29 protein-coding genes, 1 pseudogene and 1 riboswitch are annotated in these 19,330 nt (G+C 46.6%); of the genes and pseudogenes, 22 read left to right on the forward strand and 8 right to left on the reverse strand.

What is annotated here, in order from left to right; genetic code table 11:
* Positions 1 to 37: 37 nt before the first annotated feature.
* Both AOT13_RS07450 and AOT13_RS07455 read right to left on the reverse strand, forming a co-directional pair.
* Complete coding sequence (locus AOT13_RS07450; RefSeq protein ID WP_013401442.1) at positions 38 to 640, reverse strand: lytic transglycosylase domain-containing protein; 603 nt, start codon at positions 638 to 640, stop codon at positions 38 to 40.
* Positions 640 to 1,230, reverse strand: coding sequence for a CYTH domain-containing protein (locus AOT13_RS07455; RefSeq protein ID WP_013401441.1), 591 nt, complete (start codon positions 1,228 to 1,230; stop codon positions 640 to 642). The genes AOT13_RS07450 and AOT13_RS07455 overlap by 1 nt, the downstream gene beginning before the upstream one ends.
* A gap of 129 nt (positions 1,231 to 1,359) precedes the next feature.
* Between AOT13_RS07455 and AOT13_RS07460 the strand changes: the two genes are divergently transcribed.
* Genes AOT13_RS07460 through AOT13_RS07475 form a run of 4 tightly spaced genes read left to right on the forward strand, consistent with a single transcriptional unit; the run spans position 1,360 to position 4,132 of the window.
* Positions 1,360 to 1,734, forward strand: a complete 375-nt coding sequence (locus tag AOT13_RS07460; protein ID WP_013401440.1) for a UPF0738 family protein — start codon at positions 1,360 to 1,362, stop codon at positions 1,732 to 1,734.
* A gap of 16 nt (positions 1,735 to 1,750) precedes the next feature.
* The gene (yjbM, locus tag AOT13_RS07465; RefSeq protein WP_013401439.1) at positions 1,751 to 2,383 is read left to right on the forward strand and encodes a GTP diphosphokinase; all 633 of its coding nucleotides are present in this window, start codon (positions 1,751 to 1,753) and stop codon (positions 2,381 to 2,383) included.
* Positions 2,384 to 2,406: 23 nt separating this feature from the next.
* Positions 2,407 to 3,201, forward strand: a complete 795-nt coding sequence (locus AOT13_RS07470) for an NAD kinase (RefSeq protein ID WP_370586553.1) — start codon at positions 2,407 to 2,409, stop codon at positions 3,199 to 3,201.
* A 28-nt stretch (positions 3,202 to 3,229) separates the two neighbouring features.
* A complete protein-coding gene (locus tag AOT13_RS07475; RefSeq protein WP_013401437.1) occupies positions 3,230 to 4,132 on the forward strand; it encodes an RluA family pseudouridine synthase in 903 nt (300 codons plus the stop codon).
* 16 nt (positions 4,133 to 4,148) lie between these two features.
* Here AOT13_RS07475 and prpE read toward each other — a convergent pair whose 3' ends face one another.
* Together prpE and AOT13_RS07485 are read right to left on the reverse strand one after the other, a co-directional pair.
* Positions 4,149 to 4,886 (reverse strand): bis(5'-nucleosyl)-tetraphosphatase PrpE, encoded by a 738-nt coding sequence (prpE, locus tag AOT13_RS07480; protein ID WP_013401436.1) that lies wholly within the window; start codon positions 4,884 to 4,886, stop codon positions 4,149 to 4,151.
* Positions 4,887 to 5,038: 152 nt separating this feature from the next.
* Positions 5,039 to 6,214, reverse strand: a complete 1,176-nt coding sequence (locus AOT13_RS07485) for an FtsW/RodA/SpoVE family cell cycle protein (RefSeq protein WP_042383587.1) — start codon at positions 6,212 to 6,214, stop codon at positions 5,039 to 5,041.
* 170 nt (positions 6,215 to 6,384) lie between these two features.
* On the opposite strand from AOT13_RS07485, the gene fabI reads away from it, so the two are divergent.
* From fabI to AOT13_RS20450, 12 genes are all read left to right on the forward strand, one after another.
* The gene (fabI, locus tag AOT13_RS07490) at positions 6,385 to 7,161 is read left to right on the forward strand and encodes an enoyl-ACP reductase FabI (RefSeq protein WP_003252300.1); all 777 of its coding nucleotides are present in this window, start codon (positions 6,385 to 6,387) and stop codon (positions 7,159 to 7,161) included.
* Positions 7,162 to 7,338: 177 nt separating this feature from the next.
* The gene (locus tag AOT13_RS07495; protein WP_013401434.1) at positions 7,339 to 7,761 is read left to right on the forward strand and encodes a hypothetical protein; all 423 of its coding nucleotides are present in this window, start codon (positions 7,339 to 7,341) and stop codon (positions 7,759 to 7,761) included.
* On the forward strand, positions 7,748 to 8,095 hold the full coding sequence (locus tag AOT13_RS07500) for a DUF1360 domain-containing protein (RefSeq protein ID WP_003252297.1): 348 nt from the start codon (positions 7,748 to 7,750) through the stop codon (positions 8,093 to 8,095). The genes AOT13_RS07495 and AOT13_RS07500 overlap by 14 nt, the downstream gene beginning before the upstream one ends.
* A gap of 384 nt (positions 8,096 to 8,479) precedes the next feature.
* Complete coding sequence (locus AOT13_RS07505) at positions 8,480 to 8,686, forward strand: hypothetical protein (protein ID WP_003252295.1); 207 nt, start codon at positions 8,480 to 8,482, stop codon at positions 8,684 to 8,686.
* Positions 8,687 to 9,013: 327 nt separating this feature from the next.
* Complete coding sequence (locus tag AOT13_RS07510; RefSeq protein ID WP_003252293.1) at positions 9,014 to 9,220, forward strand: DUF1657 domain-containing protein; 207 nt, start codon at positions 9,014 to 9,016, stop codon at positions 9,218 to 9,220.
* 119 nt (positions 9,221 to 9,339) lie between these two features.
* Complete coding sequence (locus AOT13_RS07515) at positions 9,340 to 9,810, forward strand: YhcN/YlaJ family sporulation lipoprotein (protein WP_232511577.1); 471 nt, start codon at positions 9,340 to 9,342, stop codon at positions 9,808 to 9,810.
* Between the two features lie 11 nt (positions 9,811 to 9,821).
* Entirely contained in the window at positions 9,822 to 10,301 is a 480-nt protein-coding gene (gene spoVAC, locus AOT13_RS07520) for a stage V sporulation protein AC (RefSeq protein WP_003252289.1), read from the forward strand.
* Positions 10,301 to 11,317: a stage V sporulation protein AD gene (spoVAD, locus tag AOT13_RS07525; RefSeq protein WP_003252288.1), complete on the forward strand. Its 1,017-nt coding sequence runs from the start codon at positions 10,301 to 10,303 to the stop codon at positions 11,315 to 11,317. Before spoVAC ends, spoVAD begins: the two co-directional genes overlap by 1 nt.
* Complete coding sequence (gene spoVAE, locus AOT13_RS07530) at positions 11,314 to 11,670, forward strand: stage V sporulation protein AE (RefSeq protein ID WP_013401429.1); 357 nt, start codon at positions 11,314 to 11,316, stop codon at positions 11,668 to 11,670. Before spoVAD ends, spoVAE begins: the two co-directional genes overlap by 4 nt.
* 11 nt (positions 11,671 to 11,681) lie before the next feature.
* Positions 11,682 to 11,888 carry a DUF1657 domain-containing protein gene (locus tag AOT13_RS07535; RefSeq protein ID WP_003252284.1) on the forward strand — a complete coding sequence of 69 codons (207 nt, stop codon included), beginning with the start codon at positions 11,682 to 11,684 and terminating at the stop codon, positions 11,886 to 11,888.
* A 12-nt stretch (positions 11,889 to 11,900) separates the two neighbouring features.
* Positions 11,901 to 12,761: a DUF421 domain-containing protein gene (locus AOT13_RS07540; protein ID WP_003252282.1), complete on the forward strand. Its 861-nt coding sequence runs from the start codon at positions 11,901 to 11,903 to the stop codon at positions 12,759 to 12,761.
* A 15-nt stretch (positions 12,762 to 12,776) separates the two neighbouring features.
* Positions 12,777 to 12,950, forward strand: coding sequence for a hypothetical protein (locus AOT13_RS20450; protein ID WP_013401428.1), 174 nt, complete (start codon positions 12,777 to 12,779; stop codon positions 12,948 to 12,950).
* 78 nt (positions 12,951 to 13,028) lie between these two features.
* Here AOT13_RS20450 and AOT13_RS07545 read toward each other — a convergent pair whose 3' ends face one another.
* Positions 13,029 to 13,349, reverse strand: a complete 321-nt coding sequence (locus tag AOT13_RS07545) for a thioredoxin family protein (RefSeq protein ID WP_003252281.1) — start codon at positions 13,347 to 13,349, stop codon at positions 13,029 to 13,031.
* Positions 13,350 to 13,481: 132 nt separating this feature from the next.
* Between AOT13_RS07545 and AOT13_RS07550 the strand changes: the two genes are divergently transcribed.
* The 4 genes and pseudogenes from AOT13_RS07550 to AOT13_RS07560 all read left to right on the forward strand — a co-directional run bounded on the left by AOT13_RS07550 (position 13,482) and on the right by AOT13_RS07560 (position 14,604).
* Positions 13,482 to 13,718 carry a hypothetical protein gene (locus AOT13_RS07550; protein WP_003252278.1) on the forward strand — a complete coding sequence of 79 codons (237 nt, stop codon included), beginning with the start codon at positions 13,482 to 13,484 and terminating at the stop codon, positions 13,716 to 13,718.
* 158 nt (positions 13,719 to 13,876) lie between these two features.
* Positions 13,877 to 13,942: pseudogene (locus tag AOT13_RS20955) on the forward strand (YjcZ family sporulation protein); the annotation flags it as partial.
* Between the two features lie 120 nt (positions 13,943 to 14,062).
* Complete coding sequence (spoVIF, locus tag AOT13_RS07555; RefSeq protein ID WP_035502289.1) at positions 14,063 to 14,317, forward strand: sporulation-specific transcription regulator SpoVIF; 255 nt, start codon at positions 14,063 to 14,065, stop codon at positions 14,315 to 14,317.
* Positions 14,318 to 14,358: 41 nt separating this feature from the next.
* Positions 14,359 to 14,604, forward strand: coding sequence for a hypothetical protein (locus AOT13_RS07560; protein ID WP_042383585.1), 246 nt, complete (start codon positions 14,359 to 14,361; stop codon positions 14,602 to 14,604).
* Between the two features lie 147 nt (positions 14,605 to 14,751).
* On the opposite strand, the gene AOT13_RS07565 is transcribed toward AOT13_RS07560, so the two are convergent.
* The 3 genes from AOT13_RS07565 to AOT13_RS07575 form a co-directional block, all read right to left on the reverse strand.
* A complete protein-coding gene (locus AOT13_RS07565) occupies positions 14,752 to 15,186 on the reverse strand; it encodes a GNAT family N-acetyltransferase (RefSeq protein ID WP_003252273.1) in 435 nt (144 codons plus the stop codon).
* A gap of 1 nt (position 15,187) precedes the next feature.
* Entirely contained in the window at positions 15,188 to 15,709 is a 522-nt protein-coding gene (locus AOT13_RS07570; protein WP_003252271.1) for a YjcG family protein, read from the reverse strand.
* A gap of 68 nt (positions 15,710 to 15,777) precedes the next feature.
* Complete coding sequence (locus AOT13_RS07575; RefSeq protein ID WP_003252269.1) at positions 15,778 to 16,506, reverse strand: alpha/beta hydrolase; 729 nt, start codon at positions 16,504 to 16,506, stop codon at positions 15,778 to 15,780.
* A 189-nt stretch (positions 16,507 to 16,695) separates the two neighbouring features.
* A riboswitch (SAM riboswitch) is annotated at positions 16,696 to 16,807 on the forward strand.
* A gap of 78 nt (positions 16,808 to 16,885) precedes the next feature.
* On the opposite strand from AOT13_RS07575, the gene AOT13_RS07580 reads away from it, so the two are divergent.
* Both AOT13_RS07580 and metC read left to right on the forward strand, forming a co-directional pair.
* On the forward strand, positions 16,886 to 17,989 hold the full coding sequence (locus AOT13_RS07580; RefSeq protein WP_003252267.1) for a methionine biosynthesis PLP-dependent protein: 1,104 nt from the start codon (positions 16,886 to 16,888) through the stop codon (positions 17,987 to 17,989).
* A 4-nt stretch (positions 17,990 to 17,993) separates the two neighbouring features.
* Positions 17,994 to 19,172, forward strand: coding sequence for a cystathionine beta-lyase (metC, locus tag AOT13_RS07585; RefSeq protein ID WP_003252265.1), 1,179 nt, complete (start codon positions 17,994 to 17,996; stop codon positions 19,170 to 19,172).
* The last annotated feature ends 158 nt before the right edge of the window (positions 19,173 to 19,330 follow it).

Below are 19,330 nucleotides of genomic sequence, written 5' to 3' on the forward strand. Positions count from 1 at the left end.
TTTATCTCAAACAAAGTGACTCGGACAAAAGGAGCAATTATATGGAGTTATAGGTGTTAAGCACTTTTTTCACATATGCCCTTGTTTCAGAAAATGGCGGAATTCCTCCATAGCGATCGACGTTGCCGGGGCCGGCGTTATACGCAGCAAGCGCAAGCTGGACATTGCCGTTATAGCGGTCAAGCAACATTCGTAAATATTTGGTGCCGCCTTCGATGTTTTGCGCCGGGTCAAATCGGTTTTCTACCCCAAGCATTTTGGCGGTGCTTGGCATTAATTGCATCAGCCCGGCTGCACCGGCGCGGCTTAGCGCATTCGGATTAAAATTGGACTCGTGGCGGATGACAGCGCGGATCAGTTGCGGATCAACATCATATTTTTCCGCCGCCTGTGCGATCAACGCATCGATGTTTTCATCCGTGCTTTTGAAGGAAAGCGATTTTCCTGTTGTTGAAGGAGGCGTTGCATTTTGTTTTTCTTTCACTGGCGGCATTGGCTGCTGCTGTTCCAAAAATTCATCGAGCAGTTGCGCAAATGACCATGTGTTCGTGCCGCTTTGATTCACAGTATTTGCGCGGGCTGGCGTGAAAGTTTGCAATGCTTGAAGCTCGAGCAATAGTTTAAGTGTTGAAACGTCCATTATGGTTCCCCCTCTTCGTATTTTTTCGCAAACAGGCGTTGAATTTTATTGGCAGTCGGCCGAAGTGGAATATGCAGTGAAGCAAGAAGCTGTAAAAACCGCTGTCTTCCGCTTTCTGCCTCTTCTGTTTCGTACTCCAGCTCGTAATCATCAGTTTGTAAGTAATGACTATGGTCAAGAAACAATGTGCCGCCTTCGTACGCCCATTGCGCACGGTCGGTTGCCAATGTGCCGAAATGCCGCAGCTGTTCAGGCGGGACGCCAATTTCCCGAAGAATTTGCGCAATAGAGCCTTGGACAACGGCTGTACCGTTTAAGAGAGCGTCCGCTTCCTCTTTTGTCAGCTGCTCATGTGTCTCAAGCAAAGCGCCGTGCGCCGCCGTCTGTTTCAATGTTAATGTATAGCTGCCGTTTTTCACGCGGATTCGCAGCGCCGCGCGCTTGTCTTTCAGCAAAAACTGCGGTGTGTCAAAATAATGGTTTTCTTGATGCTCAAAAGCATTGTCAGCAATATGAAACGCTTGCCGAATTCTGTCAAATTCTTCTTTCGTCAATAAATTTTTAAATTCGATTTCTATTTCTTGTTCCATATTTGCTCCCCTTTTATATTCTCTTCAACTTTATTATCGGATGTATATTGCTGAATATCAATTACTTATTATGCATAGGGTGATTATGGTAAAATAAAAAAGAATTGTTCATGTGGAAGGAGATTGGGCATGCGAAAGAAATTAATGGTGGAAAAAATAGAAAAACGAAACGAGCGATTATGGCTGATCAGCAATGATTCCCCATTTTCGCTGGAACATGCAAAACCGAAAAATCATATGCTTGTTGATTCAGATAATATCGCGTTTATTTATATATTGGAAACCGAGGAAGATTTTATTTACGTAACAATTCCATATGAGCATTGGACCGATATGAAACAAGTATTAACGGAGAGCATTCCGGTCTTTTTGCAAAGTGGAATGGCGGAACTGGAACTGACCAATTTCAAGGAAGAGCTGGCGTATTTAATTGAAAATATTGATGGAAACGCCAATTACGGTGAACAAATGGAGCAGGCAGTAAAAGAAATTTTTCTTACATAACATTGGTGGTGGTATCATGGTCAAACATTGGGATTTGTTTTTGGCGCCATACAAACAGGCGGTTGAAGAACTAAAAGTGAAATTGAAAGGAATGCGCGCCCAGTTTGAAATGCTGGGAGTGCATTCGCCGATTGAATTTGTTACTGGAAGAGTAAAGCCGGTGGCAAGCATTCTCGATAAAGCGCAAAAGAAAAATATTCCGCTTGACAAATTGGAAGAACAAATGCAAGATATCGCGGGGCTCCGCATGATGTGCCAATTTGTCGATGATATTAAAACGGTAGTAGAGCTGCTTCGCAAACGGAATGATTTTGAAATTGTCGAAGAACGGGATTACATCACCCAAAAAAAAGAGAGCGGCTATCGCTCTTATCATATGGTGATCCGCTATCCGGTGCAAACGATTTGCGGAGAAAAGAAAATTTTAGCAGAAATTCAAATCCGGACGCTCGCCATGAATTTTTGGGCAACAATTGAACATTCGTTAAACTATAAATATAGCGGCCGCTTTCCCGAAGATATTAAAGTAAGGTTGCAGCGCGCTGCGGAAGCGGCGTACCGTTTGGATGAAGAAATGTCAAAAATCCGCTTCGAAATTCAAGAAGCACAAGCAGCTTTTTCACGAAAACAGGATGCAAAAGGGGAATAACGATGAAAGAAAAGCAAGCGCCGATGAAATTTGCCGTTACGTCCAAAGGAGATGAGACATCGAACATACTTACGCAAAAAATTAAAACATATTTGCTTGATTTTGATTTACAGTATGATGAAGACGAACCTGATCTTGTTATTTCCGTCGGCGGCGACGGCACACTGCTTTATGCGTTCCATCGCTATTGCCGCCGCTTGGATAAAACGGCGTTTGTCGGTGTTCATACCGGTCATTTAGGATTTTACGCCGACTGGGTACCGGAAGAAATCGAAAAATTAGTCATCGCCATTGCGAAAACACCATACCAAGTCGTGGAATATCCGTTATTGGAAGTGACCATTCGCTACATCAACGGGGAGCGTGAAACGAAATATCTTGCTTTAAATGAATGCACGGTGAAAAGCGTCAGCGGCACGCTGGTGATCGATGTGGAAATTCGCGGCGATCTTTTTGAAACGTTTCGTGGAGACGGGTTATGCATCTCTACGCCAACAGGAAGCACGGCTTATAACAAAGCGCTGGGCGGCGCGATATTGCATCCGTCGCTTGAGGCCATCCAAGTTACCGAGATGGCGTCGATTAACAACCGGGTATTCCGCACGATCGGATCACCGCTCGTTCTTCCCGCCCATCATACATGCATATTAAAACCGGTAAACAATGTCGATTTTCAAATTACGATTGACCATTTATCCCTGTTGCATAAAGACGTGAAATCGATTCAGTGCCGTGTCGCCAATGAGAAAATTCGTTTTGCACGCTTTCGGCCGTTTCCGTTTTGGAAGCGGGTGCGCGATTCATTTATCGCCGATTGACAAACAAGCACATAAAGGCAGGTAGACAATGTTGTCGCAGTTTACGCTCACTTGGATTGTTACAAAACAAGACGAAGGCAAACTTATTCGCGAGTTTTTAAAAGAAAACGGGATTTCAAAAACGGCATTGATCGATATTAAATTTCATGGCGGAGCGATTTATGTCAATGATCAGCCGGTGACGGTCCGCCACCGCCTTGGCGAAGGGGAGACGCTGCGCGTCGTATTTCCTCCGGAACTGCCAAGCGAAGGAATGGCACCAGAAGCGATTCCTTTAGATATTGTGTATGAAGATGAGCATGTCATCGTCGTCAATAAGCCGCCGTTCATGGCGACGATTCCATCGCGCGAGCATCCGGGCGGCACGCTCGCCAACGCGCTGCTATATCATTACGAAAAGCAGCAATTAACATCGACGATTCATGTTGTGACAAGGCTTGACCGCGATACTTCCGGGCTTGTGCTGATCGCCAAGCACCGCCATATTCATCATCTTTTATCCACATTGCAAAAACAAGGCAAAGTGGCAAGGCGGTATGAAGCGATCTGCCACGGACGCGTCAGCAAGGACGAAGGGACGATTGATGCGCCGATCGCCCGGAAAAGCGACAGCATTATTGCGCGGGAAGTTCGCGAAGACGGGCAGCGCGCCGTTACACACTTTCGCGTGCTGCAACGGTTCCGTGATTATACGCACTTATCCTTGCAGCTTGAGACAGGCCGCACCCACCAAATTCGCGTTCATCTGGCACATATCGGCCATCCGCTTGCCGGGGATGAATTGTATGGCGGGAGCCGGAATGCGATTGACCGCCAGGCGCTGCACAGCAAAGAACTTTCGTTTTTCCACCCGTTGAAGAAACAGGCATATACGTTTTCCTGCCCGCTTCCCGATGATATGCAGCGGCTGATCGAGCGGCTTCGTTCGTAGGAGACAGGGATTGGCGCTAGTCAAACGTTCGGAATTTTTCCGGTACATATGGCATGGAAGAAGGGACAGAAACGGTCTCCATTTCCGGATAGCGAAAAGCGGTCAGCGCGCCGCCAAATACGCAGCCGGTGTCAATGTTGATCGTATGATTGATCATTCTTGGCTGTTTTACGGGAGTATGGCCGTATACAATCCATGCTTCTCCATTGTAATGTTTTGCCCAGTCCCGCCTCACGGGCGTTCCGTCCGGATTTGTTTTTCCCGTAATATCGCCGTAAAGCACGAACGTTTGCACTTTTTTGCCGGTTCGCCCAATGTAATCTTGGCGGATGCCGGCATGGGCGATAATAAGGCGGCCATTGTCCAGCTGGGCGTATAGCGGTGCCGTTTCATACAGTTTTATAAATTTTTGGCGAATCATATCCTGCCGGCCCGGCGGCAATGCGCGATACTCTGCCACTGTTGTTTCAAGGCCATGCGTAATTTGCACGTTTCTTCCTAAAAAAAAGCGGTACAGTTTATTGCAATGATTGCCGGGAACGTAATAAGCGGACTGGCGCTCGACAAGGGAACAGACAACTTCCACTGTTTGCAATGATTGTGGGCCGCGGTCGGTTAAATCGCCGACGAAGCCGAGCTTTCTTCCATAAGGATGGACGGGGATTCCCATGCTCCATTCATATCCAAGCCGTTTAGTTAGTGTTACAAATTCTGCGTAACATCCGTGAATATCGCCGATGATATCGATTTTCATCGTTTCGTTCTCCTTTTTCCGTTTTTTGCGAAGTTTTGCTTTTTCTTTATGAAAGCGCTGTGATGGAAGACATCAAGAAACTTCTTCCAAATCCAAAGATGTGTGAACGGCATGATTATTATAAAATAAAAAGCCGCTCATCATGCGGCTTTTTATTCATCCGAAGAAAACATAAATTTTTTCGTGCGCGAATGCACGTTAAGGACAAGGCCGATTGCCAGCATATACGTGGCGAGCGAACTTCCCCCGTAACTAATAAATGGGAGGGGAAGGCCAGTGATTGGCACTAAGCCGATCGTCATGCCAATGTTTTGAAACACTTGGAACGTAATCATGCCGATGACGCCGGCACATAGATAGCTTCCGTAAAGATCATTGCTCTCTAAGGCGATATGCACCATGCGGTATACGAGCAAGAAAAAGAGGGAAATAACGACACTGGCACCGATAAAGCCAAACTGCTCAGAGATGACGCCGAAAATAAAGTCGGTGTGCGCCTCTGGAAGATATACTTGCAAATTGCCAAAGCCTTTTCCATACAATTCTCCGGAACCGATGGCAAGCAGAGAGCGGATAAGCTGGAACCCTTGTTCATTGGAATACTCATAAGGAGCAAGCCAGCCGTAGAAGCGGTTTAATTGGTAATCTTCTTTTATAATATACTTATGGAAAAAGTCGGGAAACTGAAAGAAAATAAATACAACTGTCGCTACTACCGCTACCACAGAAAGGATAATGCCGAAAATGATGCGCCAGCGGATGCCGGAAACGAGCACGAGCGAACCAGTAATGGCGACAAACACCATCGACATTCCTAAATCCGGCTGCTTTGCCAGCAAAATAAGCGGCGGCAATACGGTTAGCGCGATTTTGCCAAGCAGCCTGAAATCATCTTTGATCGTCGGTTCTGGATATTTCTCGCGATGGTTAACGATAATGCGGCTAAGGACGATAATCATAAAAATTTTCATCAGCTCGGATGGCTGAAAATTCCCGCCTGGGAGCTTGTACCAGCTAGTCGCTCCTTTATTTGTCACCGTGCCTGGGACATTCAACTCCAGTCCGAGAAGCAGCAGCATGCCAAATCCATATAAATACCAAGCGATTTGGAAAAACCGGTCATAGTCGATAATCATCGTCAACGCGATCACGCCAGCACCGATCGCATACCATTGCAATTGCTTATAGGCAAAATTGATGTTTTGCAATTTTTCTGGCAGCGTCGCCTCGGCGCTATGAATGGCAATCGCGCTGACAATCGCCATTAAAAACAAAATAAACAATAAATTATAATCCAGTTTCGATTGTGATAGCCGATCTTGTCCCATATTTGACCCTCTCCGTAATAATAAAAACATGCCATATACCATATTAGCGAATTACGGCATTTTTGCAAAGAGGTTTGACACATTTACTTTCGGCAAGACTTATCATATAATAAAGTTAATACTAGGTACTAATAACAAATATTAATTTCATCGATATAGGAGGATGGCGAATGAATTTATCATTAAAAGGGCGCACATATGTTGTGATGGGAGTGGCGAATAAGCGCAGCATCGCTTGGGGAATCGCGAGATCTTTGCATGCGGCGGGGGCGCGTCTTATTTTTACATACGCCGGTGAGCGTTTTGAAAAAGAGGTTCGTTCCCTTGTAGATACGCTGGAAGATGAAAGCTCCCTGCTTCTTCCTTGCGATGTGACGAAAGATGAGGAAATTGTCCAGTGTTTCCAGCAAATTAAGGAGCAAGTCGGCGTCATTCATGGGGTTGCCCATTGCATTGCGTTTGCGAACAGAGAAGATTTAAGTGGAGAATATATGAAAGTAAGCCGCGAAGGATTTTTGCTAGCCCACAACATCAGCGCCTATTCCTTAACCGCGGTTGCTAGAGAAGCGAAAGAGCTGATGACGGAAGGTGGAAGCATCGTAACATTAACCTATCTTGGCGGCGAGCGCGTCGTGCAAAATTATAACATTATGGGAGTGGCGAAAGCGTCGTTGGATGCCAGTGTTAAATATTTAGCAAACGATTTAGGAAAGTATGGCATCCGCGTCAACGCGATTTCGGCCGGACCGATTCGGACGCTGTCGGCAAAAGGAATTAGCGATTTTAACGCGATTTTAAAACAAATTGAAGAACGCGCTCCGCTCCGGCGCACGACGACGCAAGAAGAAGTCGGCGATACGGCGCTGTTTTTATTTAGCGATTTGTCGCGTGGCATTACGGGCGAAATTATCCATGTCGATTCTGGATATCATATTTTAGGATATTAATCAGTGAATGCTGCGGCACGCTCGTCTTGGAGCGGAAAGCGCTGCTGCAACAACAAACTGGCGAGCTGTTCCTTGATAAAAGGAGCAGCTTGTTTTTTTGACAAACTTCTGGGCAATTCTTGCGATAAACGGCATACATATAATAAAGCAACAGCCGAAAAAAGGAGGTGATGATAAATGGAACGGCGTGACATGGTTGAAAATAAGCCGCTTCTTTATATCGTGCAGCCAAAGCTGGACCGTGTGGTCGCTTACATGCAGCGGACGTTTCAAAGCAGAGCCGCCGCCGGGCAAAAAGTAAGAAGTAAAGGATTTGACGAAAAAAATCTTGACCAGCAGCAGGAAAAACAATTTCAACAGATGTCGCTCGAAGAACAGCTGTCATTTTTGGCCAATCTCCCAGCGCATCTTTCCAATATAAAATGCAAGCTCATTAGTACGGACGGAGAAAGAGAAGGAATCATCCGCCAGTACGATGGAACGGAAATCATTATCGACACCGTTTTCGGAGAGGATGTCATTCCGAGAAAGGAGGTTGTTTCCCTTGCATTGATCGGGCTTTTAGAGAAAGGAGAAGAAGAGCAACGTGACCGTTACTGAGCTTTTTCTTTTTATTTTAAGCACGTTTCGCTTAACGAGATTAATGATGTACGATTCGATTACCGCATTTTTGCGGAAGCCATTTCACGAAACGGTGGAAGAAATACTGCCAGATGGAACGGTCCAATCATTTTTAAGCGTTAAGGGAAGCGGTTTGCGCCGCTGGGTCGGAGAGCTGCTGAGCTGCTATTGGTGTACAGGGATTTGGTGTGCTGCTGTTCTTTATATCGGTAATATGTTCTATCCCATTATCTTTCATCCGCTCCTTGTGATATTGGCGATTGCTGGGGGAGCTTCTTTTATGGAGTGGGTAATGGAAAAGTTCGATTCATAACATCGGGAGACCGGTGACGGATGCTGGCGAAACAAGGAGCAGCCGCAATGAACGGGGGCGTTTGCCGGGCCTGCATGCTTTTCGTTTATATATGTCGGAAAATCAAATCGTGATAAAAAAGGAGAAACACATTCTGTCCGCGCCACATAAACTATAAAGTACATTAAAGGCATGGAGGTTATGGATGATGAAAAAGCGGGTTTCAGCATTTCAGCCCATTAAAGTAACGAGAGCGCCTTCTTCTAAAGCCGTGAAGCGGGCAGGGGGATGCGGCTGCGGCAGAACAATCAGAAAGAAATAGTGAGTGAGATGTGAAAAATGCCTATACCTCTATCCGCCTAACTGCATAGTCTAACAATGCAACTAGGCGAGAGGAAGGGAGGAATGGGAGTGTCCAATCGTAAAAAGCCTCGTGTTATTCATGTCGGTAAGCTAATCATTCATGCGGATGATGTGGTGATTGTTCCGAAAAGACGCATCCGCGATCCGTGGCTGTTTCCGCATCGCATAGATGAAGAAGCAGCTGAGGGCGCTCATGGCGAAACAACGCATGATGATGGAGAAGAAAGAAAGCCTTTTTCTTGGATTTAACGGGATAGCGGGGAATAGTAGTTAAGCGTTTTGAAAGCCAAAATCATCAGCTTGCTGTCGGCTCTTTTGCCTTTTTTGCCATTGCAAACATGTGGCATCGGTACCGATTTGGAAAGCACGAGCGGCTGGGCGAGGCATTTTTGCTGATGAATGCCTATCCATTGCCGCGGTTGCTCTGGAAAAAATAATAAAGTAAAGATGTGTTAAAGACTGCCCGTTTCACTGGGAAGTCTTTTTTTTGTAAAAAATGACAATTATATTTTTCCGAAAAAAATCCATTCTAACAAATGTAATCGATATTACCACCACAGCAAGGGGGAACAGTGGATGACTGTTGCAACTCAAGTAAAACAAACATTGGCAGGTTTAAAAGCCGCCCAGGCAAGCTTTGAAACATTCGCGCTGCAAACGGAAAACCAAGCAGCGAAACAACTTTACCAGCAGGCGGCGCAACAAACGCAGGCGATCGTTGATTTAGTTAACTCTCGCGTGCAAGAAATTCAAAACGAAGAACCGCAATATAAACAGCAATAAAAGCATTCGCAATCAGGAGACAGCGATACGAGAACGGAGTTTTGCAAACGATAAGGGGGAAGGTTGGTGCATGCCAACCTTTTTCCAACGAAAATACATATATGGATGGGTTGATGAGCATGAGAAAATGGTTGTTTGCAACAATCGTTATTTGCGTATGGATAAGCGGCTGCGCGAAAGAACGGGAAGTGAAACAGCAGTCGCTGCAAGGGTCCGGTTTTATGAAAACAAATACAAACGGGGACATGCAACCGGATCACATCAATCAGCAAACGGCAGAACAAGCGGCTGCCCGCATTAAGGCAAGAGAGGATATAAAAGACGCTGTTGCTGTTAACACAAGCAAAAAATTGCTTGTTGCTTATCAAATCAAGCATATGCACCGTTTTTACCGCAAGCAGATTGAAAAAGAAATTGATCGCCAATTAATGCACTTGTTTCCCAATTACCAAATTGTTTCATCCAGTGATTTAAAAATATTTTGGAAAACAAAAGAACTTCGCGGAAAAATAGGAAACAAAGACTGGAATGAGAAAAAAGCCGATCAACAAATTGAAAAGATCAGGCAGCTAAGCGAAGAGCGCACATAAGGGGTGGTATGATGGCAAACGAGAAGAGGAAAAGACTTACTTCGACACAGCAAGAATATCATTTATTCGAGAAAGAACGGGAAACGAAACGTCCTGTCGCGAAAAACTGTGTTCGCGCTTTTCTTGTTGGCGGGTTGATTTGTGCGGTTGGGCAAGCGATATCGTATTTTTACATGTACTTTTTTGATTTTACGGAGCAAACGGTGGGGAATCCCACTGTAGCGACGATGGTATTTCTTTCCATGATCTTCACCGGGCTTGGGGTCTATGACCGGATTGCGCAATTCGCCGGGGCGGGCAGCGCCGTTCCTGTTACAGGCTTTGGCAATGCGGTGATTTCAGCAGCGATTGAGCATCGGACGGAAGGATTTGTTCTTGGGGTCGGCGCGAATATGTTCAAGCTGGCAGGCTCGGTTATTTTATTCGGCACATTTGCCGCCTTTGTCGTTGCATTAGTTAAAACGGTCGCAACGAAATGGGGTGGTTTGTAATGTTAAAGGGACATCGGACATGGGTGTTTGAGAACAAACCGGCCATTTTATCCACAGCGACAGTCGGGGGGCCGTTCGAGGCAAACGGCCGCATCGCCGACGATTTCGATTTGCTTCATGAGGATTTGTGGCTCGGTGAGCAATCATATGAGAAAGCGCATAAAGTGCTGCTGGAAGAAGCGATGTTTAAAGCGATGGAAAAAGCCGGAATAGCGAAAGAAAAAGTGCAATTGATCATTGCCGGTGATTTGATCAACCAAATGACGCCGACAAACTTTGCGGCGCGAACGATCGGCGCCCCGTATTTAGGGGTGTTTGGCGCCTGCTCGACCTCAATGGAAGGATTAGCGTTAAGCGCTTTTATTGTGAATCATGGCGGGGCAGACTATATATTGACCGGGGCGGCAAGCCATAACGCGGCGGTGGAGAAACAATTCCGCTATCCGACGGAATACGGAGGGCAAAAGCCGCCAACTGCCCAATGGACGGTGACAGGGGCAGGAGTGGCCCTCATAAGTACTTATGGCGATGGGCCGCGCGTCACGTCGGCGACGATCGGCCGGGTTGTCGATATGGGATTGAGCGACCCGTTCAATATGGGAGGGGCGATGGCGCCGGCAGCAGTGGATACGATCGAAGCACATTTGCGCGATATGCAAATTGACGCCTCTTATTATGACTTAATCGTCACCGGCGATTTAGGGAAAATCGGCCGGGAAATATCGCTCGATTTACTGCGCCAGCACGGAATGAATATAGAGGAAGAGCGTTATCAAGACTGCGGGCTGATCATTTACCGGGAAGGCCAGCCCGTGTTATCCGGTGCAAGCGGCGCTGGCTGCTCCGCTGTTGTGGCATACGGGCATTTGTTAAACCGGATGAAACGGGGAGAGTTAAAACGAATTCTCGTGGTCGCGACTGGCGCCCTTTTATCGCCGCTGTCGTTCCAGCAAAATGAAACGATTCCTTGCATTGCTCATGCGGTGGCGATTGAACATGGAGGTGATGGACCATGAGCGCAATGTTTTTTTGGGCTTTTGTTGTCGGCGGGCTGATTTGCGTGATTGGGCAAATTTTAATGGATGTGTTCAAGCTAACTCCCGCACACACGTTGGCATCGCTGGTTGTCGCCGGCGCGATTTTAGATGGTTTCGGTTTGTACGAACCGCTCATTGATTTTGCCGGCGCCGGTGCCACTATTCCGATTACCAGCTTTGGCAATTCGCTCGTCCACGGAGCGCTCCAGGAAGCGGAAAAACACGGCATTATCGGGGTGCTGACAGGGATGTTTGAAGTCACCAGTGCAGGCATTTCGGCGGCAATTGTATTCGGATTTATCGGCGCCCTTTTATTCCGGCCAAAAGGATAAGGGGGGAAAACATGACTGTTGCTTCACAAGTAAAACAAAGTTTAGCAAGTTTAAAAAGCATTCATGCCGGACTGCAAGAGCTCGCTCTCATTTCACAAGACGAAAAGGCGCAGCGGGCGTTTCATGAGGCGATGATGATGACAGAAGAAATCATCGCCGACATCAAAAAGCGCATCGGCAAACTGGAATGGGAGGAGCCACAATATCACGGAAAGTAAGGAGCATGATCGATGCCTGTATGGTTAGAAGTAGCTATTCGTTCGATTTCCATTTTGCTTGGCCTGTTTATTATTACGCGCATACTTGGAAAAAAACAATTATCGAAGCTGTCTTTCTTTGAATACATTGTCGGCATTACCGTCGGCGATATTGCCGGCACAATGTCAATGGATTTAGGCATTAGTTTGCAAGAAGGCATTACAAGCATTTTAATTTGGTCGCTATTTCCGGTGTTAATTGCCCGCCTTTCTTTAAGAAATAAAAAATTTCGTGATTTTGTCGAAGGAAATTCCACTTTGTTTATCAAAAATGGAAAAATATTAGAGGAAAATTTAAAGCGGGAAAAGTATACAGTAGATGAACTGCTTGAACAGCTCCGCAAAAAAGACGTGTTTCGCATTGCGGACGTCGAATTTGCTGTTTTGGAACCAAACGGCGATTTAAACGTGCTGTTGAAACGGGAAAAACAGCCGTTAACCGTCGGCGACGTATTTCCAAACCCGCCGTCAGAAAAAGAGCCGCAAACGGTGATTATGGATGGCATGATTTTGGATGAACCGCTTGCGACGATGGGGCTGAACCGCGGCTGGCTCAAGCAGGAACTGGACAAACAAGGTGTAGCGATCGAGAACGTGTTTTTAGGCCAAGTGGACTCTTATGGGCAGCTGACGATCGACTTGTATAACGATAAAATCCAGATTCCTGAGCCGCAAGAGAAGAAGCTGCTGTTAGCGGCGATCAAAAAAGTGCAAGCGGATTTTGAATTATTTGCGCTGCAAACAGAGTCAAAAGAAGCAAAAGCGCTATATGAAGCAAATGCGGAAAAAATGCAAGCATTGTTGCAAAAAGTGGCGCCATTTTTAAAAAACTGAAGGAGGAATGTAACCGTGGAACAAAAACGAATTCGGACGACAGACGAAGAAATTATGATCGAATTGAGGAAAAGTGATCGCCAACGAAGCGCGAATACGACGGATGAAGAAATATCGATCGAATTTATGCATAGCGGAGGCAATGACGCACGCCAGCCAAAAGATGATGAAGTGGCTGAGGATGAATGATGGATGCATTTTCGCATGGCCGTGCAATGTTGATGGAAAAAAGCCGCGATGGAAGCGGCTTTTTTTGCTGGAATAAGCTTATGCGGTTAATGACTGCAAAAATTGTTTAACTTCTTCTGGCGTTTTCGCGTTGGCGCTGTGAAGGTGGGCGATTTTTTCTCCGTTTCGGAAGACGAGCAAGCTTGGGATGCCCATAACTTGGTATTTCTCAGCAAGATCCGGGAATTTGTCTCGGTCCATTTCGAACCAGTCATATTGTGCATATTCGTTCACGATATCATCGATAAACATGTTCATTCTTGCACAGTCTGGGCACCATGTCGCATAAAATTTGACAATTGCTGTTTTTTCTCCGGAAATGGCCTCTTGAAACTGTTCAGCAGTTTGTAGCTCTTTCAACGGAAATTCCTCCTTGAACGAAGTAGTATCGCTTATACTTTATCACATTTTGCCGAAAAAAAAGAATTCATATGCCTTGGCACGTTATTGGCTAGATTGCATACATAAAAGATAAGAAAGGAGGCGAATGCGGTGAGCCGGGAGCTGGAAAAAGCGCTGGAAACATGGGCAAATTCTAAAAAAGAGGGACATGAACAGTTTATCCAGCTGTTTGAACGGTGGGGAAACGATTTTGATAAACAAATACGGGAAATGGAAAAGTTAAATAACCAATTTTTAAAAGATGTCCAAGGAAACTTAGATTATATAAACAAATGGTTTGCGAAGAAGGATAAAGAATTTTCGAAGCTGTTTCGATTATTTGGATAACATCTTCCACATATGCCTATACCAGCTGCAAATGTAATGAATACGATAAAGTAACAAAGCGTAAGGAGGTGCACCATATGGGCTTTGGTTGCAGTTACGGCTGTGGAGGTTATGGCGGCTACGGCTATGGCGGCGGTTATGGCGGCGGCTATGGCAGTAGCTTTGTGTTGATTGTCGTGTTGTTTATTTTGTTAATTATTGTCGGTGCTGCGTTTATTGGTTAACGCCACGCAACAGGTACGGGCTGTTCTATTCAACGGGCGGCTCGTATTTTTTCTTTCAGCGCATGCACTTTTTGCTTTTCTGTTCATACGATATAAGGGGAGAAGGAGGATTTGGTGCAAATGGATAATCAGTTTTTCAAAAATATTGAAAAGAAAACAGGCGTCAATATGAAAGACATATTTGAATTAGCAAATTCCTTGCAAAATGCCAATTTTAAAGATGAAAAAACGGTGCGCCATGTGATTCAGCGTGTCGCGCAAATCGCTAACCGGAAAGTGCCGAAAGAGCTGGAGGAGCAAATCGTCCGAACGCTTGTTCAAAACGGTAAACAGCTTGACTTCAACACGATTGCTGACATGCTGGGCAAAAAGTAAGCGAAAGGGAGCTTTCGAAAAAAATCGGAGCTCCCTTTTTTATGTTTATTTCCAAAGATGGCGAAATAAACACGGAGAAAGGAAGATGCCGGCATGCGCCGCTTTATGAGCTCGTTGCCGTTTTCGGGCCAAGGCGCCGCAAGTTGCGACGGACGGATGAAGTCACAGAAATGGCGGCAAAAGCAGTTTTCCTGTGCCCAAGCTGGCCGGACAGAGCGGGAACACAATGGCTGAGGCGCGGCTGCCGGCTGTGCGGCGAAAGCAATAAAGCAAGCGGGCATCTATGATAAAAATTTTTCTTGAAGGAGATGCCATAGCGGAAATCGTGCAAGCGGGCCGGACGGAGAGGCAAAGGAGCTTCAACGCACACGGTGATCAGCGCGCAAGGATGCGGGAAAAGGTGGCGAGGGACCGTACCGCCGTCCGATACGGTCTTAAAGAAGCGGTTTTACCATCGTTACATGAGGAATTCCGGCATCCATAAACACGTCGGAAACGGTATGATATCCAAGTTTCTGATAAAACGGCTCTGCATGTGTCTGCGCATTCAGTTTTACTTTTCGGATGCCTTGTTCTTTGGCAAACTTCTCGATCGTTTCCATCAGCTGCTTTCCTGCCCCGCGGCCGCGATATTGCGGCAAAATGCAAATCCGCTCGATTTTGCCGAGACCGTCATCGATTGTGCGAAATCTGCCGGCCCCGACCGGTTTTTCCCCGTCGTACAAAACAAAATGTACAGCGTCTTGCTCAAATTCGTCGATTTCTTCTTCTTTAGGAACGTGCTGCTCCTCGATAAATACGGTTTGCCGGACAAACAATGCATCTTTATATAGAGAAGCATCACTTTTTTTCCCGATCACTACATTCATGCTACTCCTGTTCCTTTCCCCCAAGATGAAATGTTTCATATACCGTCCATGAGCCGTTTTCTAATTGATAGAGAAGATGGAAGCGGTCAACGGTTTCCACGAAATGAACGTTTTGCATCCGAAGCTGCCCATACACATCGGCGTATTCAGCGCTTGGCAAATCGCGGCCGATGGTGATGTGCGGGACGAATACATATTCCGGTTCAGCGGCAAAAATCCCGCTGTGAAGCCGTTCATAGAGGTGCTGCAACGGTTCATTCGGCTCCACTTTTAAATAAATGACATTGCTTGCTGGGTAAAAGGAGCTGAACTTTGTCACTGTTAACGGGATGACGTCGGTTTCTGCGGCGATTTTGCGCAATTCTTTCACCATTTCTTGAATTTGCTGATCATCGGCTTCGAAAGGCTCTTTTAGTGTTAAATGCGGCGGAATGAGGGCGTAATGGCTATCGTAGCGCTTTCTATATGAATTGGCAAAGTCTTGTATTCGTTTTGAAGGAAATAAAACAATGCCATATTTCATAAAAAAATCCCTCCTTAATGATTTATTGGTACTTCATTATAGCAAAATTCCGAAAAGTGTTGTAGTGCTTACAAAGCAAGGATGCGCCCGACTGCGAGCGGGACATCCGGCTGCCAATACGTCCATGCATGACCGCCGGCAAATTCGTTGTATTCGTACAAAAAACCTTTTTGCAAAAACGCTTCTTTCGCCTTCCGGTTTGGCGTGATAAAATCGCGCACGTCCCCATCCGTCGTTTTGACCGCTGTTTCGTCTTTGCCTACCGAATGGTAAATCTGCAATAATGACGGGTCGGCAAACTGCTGGATTTTCGCGATGATGCCTTCGTCTATGTATGGTGACTGCATCGCAATTTTTCCAAATGTATGCGGATACAACAGACCTGCTATTAGCGATACGGTGCCGCCGAGGGAGTCGCCGATGAGAGCGCGTCCTTTTCCGGTTTGGTATGTCGGGAACGTTTGATCGAGAAACGGCACGAGCTCATGCGCCAAAAAACGCAAATAGCGGCTGTTTTTCTTTCCATCCGGATGATATTTCTCATAGCGGTCTTTAACATCGCGGTACGGAATGCCAACGACGATCGTGCGGTCAATTTTGCCGCTTTCCATCAGCTGTTCGATGACGCTTCTTATTTTCCCGTACATAAAATAATCTTTCCCATCTTGCGCGATCAAAAGAGAATGTTTATGGAACAGAGAAAACGTGCTGGGCAAATAGGCAAGAAGCGTGATTTCTTCGTTAAGTTCGCTGCTATAAACCGTATAATCGCGCATTGCCCCTTTTGCTGCTGCCATAGTCGTCCTCCATCAAAACAAAGTCTTTCTGTTATTGTAACATATTTTGTTAAACGATGTTAACAAACGCATACGCTATCTAAAAACAAACTTTTTTGCTGAAAAAGGAGCGCGTAAAAAAATACTTGAAAACTTACAGGAAATGAGGTACATTTTTTAATAATTAGAAAATTGAATAATGGGGATGCATTCTTATCAAGAGAAGTGGAGGGAACTGGCCCTATGAAACTTCAGCAACCAGCCATTAATTGGCCAGGTGCTAAATCCAGCGAATTGAATCTTTCAATTCGGCAGATAAGAAGAAGCACTGATGGACGTATGAAAAAGTCTTCTTCTTAGAAGACTTTTTTTATTTTACGAAAGAAGGAGAGAGAGAAAAATGGAGAAAGTGGAAACGCTGTTGGCACAAATCGGTAACCGCAGTGACACGGTGACAGGAACGGTCAATCCGCCCGTCTACTTTTCGACCGCATACCGGCATGCAGGGATTGGTCAGTCTACTGGATTTGACTATATTCGCACTGGCAACCCGACGAGGAAAATCGTGGAGGAAGCGATCGCAAAGCTGGAAGGCGGTGATCAAGGCTACGCGTTCAGCTCCGGCATGGCCGCGATTCAGACGGTTCTTGCGCTGTTTGAAAGCGGGGATGAATTTCTCGTTTCCGCCGATTTATACGGGGGGACATATCGTTTATTTGAGCGGGGCTGGCGAAAATACGGCTTGTCTTTCCAATATGTCGATTTTCGCGATATGCAATTGGTCGAAAACTCGATCACTGAAAAAACGAAAGCCATTTTTTTGGAGACGCCGACAAACCCATTAATGCAGGAAACGGATATTGCGGAAGTCGCGAAGCTCGCCAAAAAACATGGGCTGCTGCTCATTGTTGACAACACGTTTTACACCCCAGTTCTCCAGCGTCCGATCGAGCAAGGGGCAGATATCGTCATTCATAGCGCGACAAAATATTTAGGGGGCCATAACGATGTGCTGGCAGGTCTTGTCGTTGCAAGGGGGGAGGATCTTTGTCAGCGGCTCGCGGAATATCAAAACGCTATTGGCGCCGTGCTTTCGCCGTTTGATTCATGGCTGCTCATCCGCGGCATGAAGACACTGGCGCTCCGCATGCGCCAGCATGAAGAAAATGCGAAACGCATCAGCGAATTTTTAGCAGCCCATGAAGATATAACCGACGTGTTATATCCGGGAAGAGGAGGCATGCTGTCGTTCCGACTGCGCGAGGAAAAATGGGTGAACCGTTTTTTGCAAAGCTTGCGCCTCATCACGTTCGCGGAAAGTCTGGGAGGAGTCGAAAGCTTTATTACGTATCCGGCGACGCAAACGCATGCGGATATTCCGGAAGAAATCCGCATCGCCAATGGCGTCTGTAACCGGCTGCTCCGCTTCTCTGTCGGCATCGAGCATGTTGAAGATTTAATAGCCGACTTGTCGCAAGCGCTGCAAAAAATGAAGGAGGTGTAAAAAGATGGAACAACGCGTCTCTTTTCAAACGAAACTGCTCCATAACAAATGGAAAACGGACCCGCAAACGGGGGCAGTCAGCGTGCCGATCCAGCACGCTTCCACGTTCCATCAATTTGATTTTGACACATTCGGCAAATATGATTATAGCCGCTCGGGCAATCCGACGCGTGAAGCGCTGGAAGAAACGATCGCAGCGTTAGAAGGCGGGGTGCGCGGCTTTGCCTTCTCATCCGGAATGGCGGCGATTTCCACCGCTTTTCTCCTTCTGTCCAAAGGGGATCATGTGCTCGTGACGGAAGACGTTTATGGCGGCACGTACCGCATGATTACCGAAGTATTGAGCCGTTTTGGCATTGAATATACGTTTGTCGATATGACCGATTTGCATGAAGTGGCGTCCCATATCCGCCCGAACACCAAAGTCATTTACGTCGAAACGCCATCGAATCCGCTTTTAAAAGTGACGGATATTCGCGGCATCGTTAAGCTGGCAAAAGCAAACGGATGTTTAACGTTTTTAGATAATACGTTTATGACTCCCGCGCTGCAGCGCCCGCTTGATCTCGGTGTCGATGTCGTTCTCCACAGTGCGACGAAATTTTTGGCAGGGCATAGCGACGTCGTTGCCGGCCTTGCTGTTGTCAAAGACGAGGAGCTTGCGAAACAGCTGTACAAATTGCAAAACGCTTTTGGGGCGGTGCTGGGCGTGCAAGATGCATGGCTCGTGCTGCGCGGGCTGAAAACCCTGCACGTCCGCCTCAAGCAGTCGTCGGAATCCGCGTTCGCTATCGCCCGCTATTTAGCCAGCCATCCGAAAGTGGAAGAAGTGTTTTACCCGGGACTCACGCACCATCCCGGCCATTCGGTCCAGCGCTATCAAGCCTCCGGATTTGGCGCGGTGCTGTCGTTCCGCCTTGCCGATGAAGAAGCGGCCCGGACGTTTGTGAAACATGTCCGCATCCCGGTATTTGCCGTCAGCTTAGGTGCGGTCGAATCGATTTTATCATATCCTGCCAAAATGTCGCATGCGGCAATGCCAAAGGAAGAACGGGAGCGGCGCGGCATCACGGACGGCCTGCTGCGCCTCAGCGTCGGGCTTGAAGCCACGGACGATTTAATCGCCGATTTCGAGCAAGCCTTATCCCATGTCAAAGAAACACCGGCCGTTTCTGCCCGTTAAAATAAATAAGGTATGCGCAAAAAAAGCGGTCAGCGCATACCTTTTCGTTTATGTTGCCAGCCGGAATGTTTCCGCCGCTATGCACATCGCCACAGAAAAAGCAGATGATGGAAAAACAAAACATAGACATATAGCATGGCCATATGCGGCGCTGCGTC

The sequence above is a fragment of the Parageobacillus thermoglucosidasius genome, assembly GCF_001295365.1.
Classification (GTDB): Bacteria; Bacillota; Bacilli; order Bacillales; family Anoxybacillaceae; genus Parageobacillus; species Parageobacillus thermoglucosidasius.

Bases quoted from the DNA above. Each gene is read 5' to 3' on its own strand.
- AOT13_RS07450 (WP_013401442.1), bottom strand. From the start codon at position 640: ATGGACGTTTCAACACTTAAACTATTGCTCGAGCTTCAAGCATTGCAA.
- AOT13_RS07455 (WP_013401441.1), bottom strand. From the start codon at position 1,230: ATGGAACAAGAAATAGAAATCGAATTTAAAAATTTATTGACGAAAGAA.
- AOT13_RS07460 (WP_013401440.1), top strand. From the start codon at position 1,360: ATGCGAAAGAAATTAATGGTGGAAAAAATAGAAAAACGAAACGAGCGA.
- yjbM (WP_013401439.1), top strand. From the start codon at position 1,751: ATGGTCAAACATTGGGATTTGTTTTTGGCGCCATACAAACAGGCGGTT.
- AOT13_RS07470 (WP_370586553.1), top strand. From the start codon at position 2,407: ATGAAATTTGCCGTTACGTCCAAAGGAGATGAGACATCGAACATACTT.
- AOT13_RS07475 (WP_013401437.1), top strand. From the start codon at position 3,230: ATGTTGTCGCAGTTTACGCTCACTTGGATTGTTACAAAACAAGACGAA.
- prpE (WP_013401436.1), bottom strand. From the start codon at position 4,886: ATGAAAATCGATATCATCGGCGATATTCACGGATGTTACGCAGAATTT.
- AOT13_RS07485 (WP_042383587.1), bottom strand. From the start codon at position 6,214: ATGGGACAAGATCGGCTATCACAATCGAAACTGGATTATAATTTATTG.
- fabI (WP_003252300.1), top strand. From the start codon at position 6,385: ATGAATTTATCATTAAAAGGGCGCACATATGTTGTGATGGGAGTGGCG.
- AOT13_RS07495 (WP_013401434.1), top strand. From the start codon at position 7,339: ATGGAACGGCGTGACATGGTTGAAAATAAGCCGCTTCTTTATATCGTG.
- AOT13_RS07505 (WP_003252295.1), top strand. From the start codon at position 8,480: ATGGGAGTGTCCAATCGTAAAAAGCCTCGTGTTATTCATGTCGGTAAG.
- AOT13_RS07510 (WP_003252293.1), top strand. From the start codon at position 9,014: ATGACTGTTGCAACTCAAGTAAAACAAACATTGGCAGGTTTAAAAGCC.
- AOT13_RS07515 (WP_232511577.1), top strand. From the start codon at position 9,340: ATGAGAAAATGGTTGTTTGCAACAATCGTTATTTGCGTATGGATAAGC.
- spoVAC (WP_003252289.1), top strand. From the start codon at position 9,822: ATGGCAAACGAGAAGAGGAAAAGACTTACTTCGACACAGCAAGAATAT.
- spoVAD (WP_003252288.1), top strand. From the start codon at position 10,301: ATGTTAAAGGGACATCGGACATGGGTGTTTGAGAACAAACCGGCCATT.
- spoVAE (WP_013401429.1), top strand. From the start codon at position 11,314: ATGAGCGCAATGTTTTTTTGGGCTTTTGTTGTCGGCGGGCTGATTTGC.
- AOT13_RS07535 (WP_003252284.1), top strand. From the start codon at position 11,682: ATGACTGTTGCTTCACAAGTAAAACAAAGTTTAGCAAGTTTAAAAAGC.
- AOT13_RS07540 (WP_003252282.1), top strand. From the start codon at position 11,901: ATGCCTGTATGGTTAGAAGTAGCTATTCGTTCGATTTCCATTTTGCTT.
- spoVIF (WP_035502289.1), top strand. From the start codon at position 14,063: ATGGATAATCAGTTTTTCAAAAATATTGAAAAGAAAACAGGCGTCAAT.
- AOT13_RS07560 (WP_042383585.1), top strand. From the start codon at position 14,359: ATGTTTATTTCCAAAGATGGCGAAATAAACACGGAGAAAGGAAGATGC.
- AOT13_RS07565 (WP_003252273.1), bottom strand. From the start codon at position 15,186: ATGAATGTAGTGATCGGGAAAAAAAGTGATGCTTCTCTATATAAAGAT.
- AOT13_RS07570 (WP_003252271.1), bottom strand. From the start codon at position 15,709: ATGAAATATGGCATTGTTTTATTTCCTTCAAAACGAATACAAGACTTT.
- AOT13_RS07575 (WP_003252269.1), bottom strand. From the start codon at position 16,506: ATGGCAGCAGCAAAAGGGGCAATGCGCGATTATACGGTTTATAGCAGC.
- AOT13_RS07580 (WP_003252267.1), top strand. From the start codon at position 16,886: ATGGAGAAAGTGGAAACGCTGTTGGCACAAATCGGTAACCGCAGTGAC.
- metC (WP_003252265.1), top strand. From the start codon at position 17,994: ATGGAACAACGCGTCTCTTTTCAAACGAAACTGCTCCATAACAAATGG.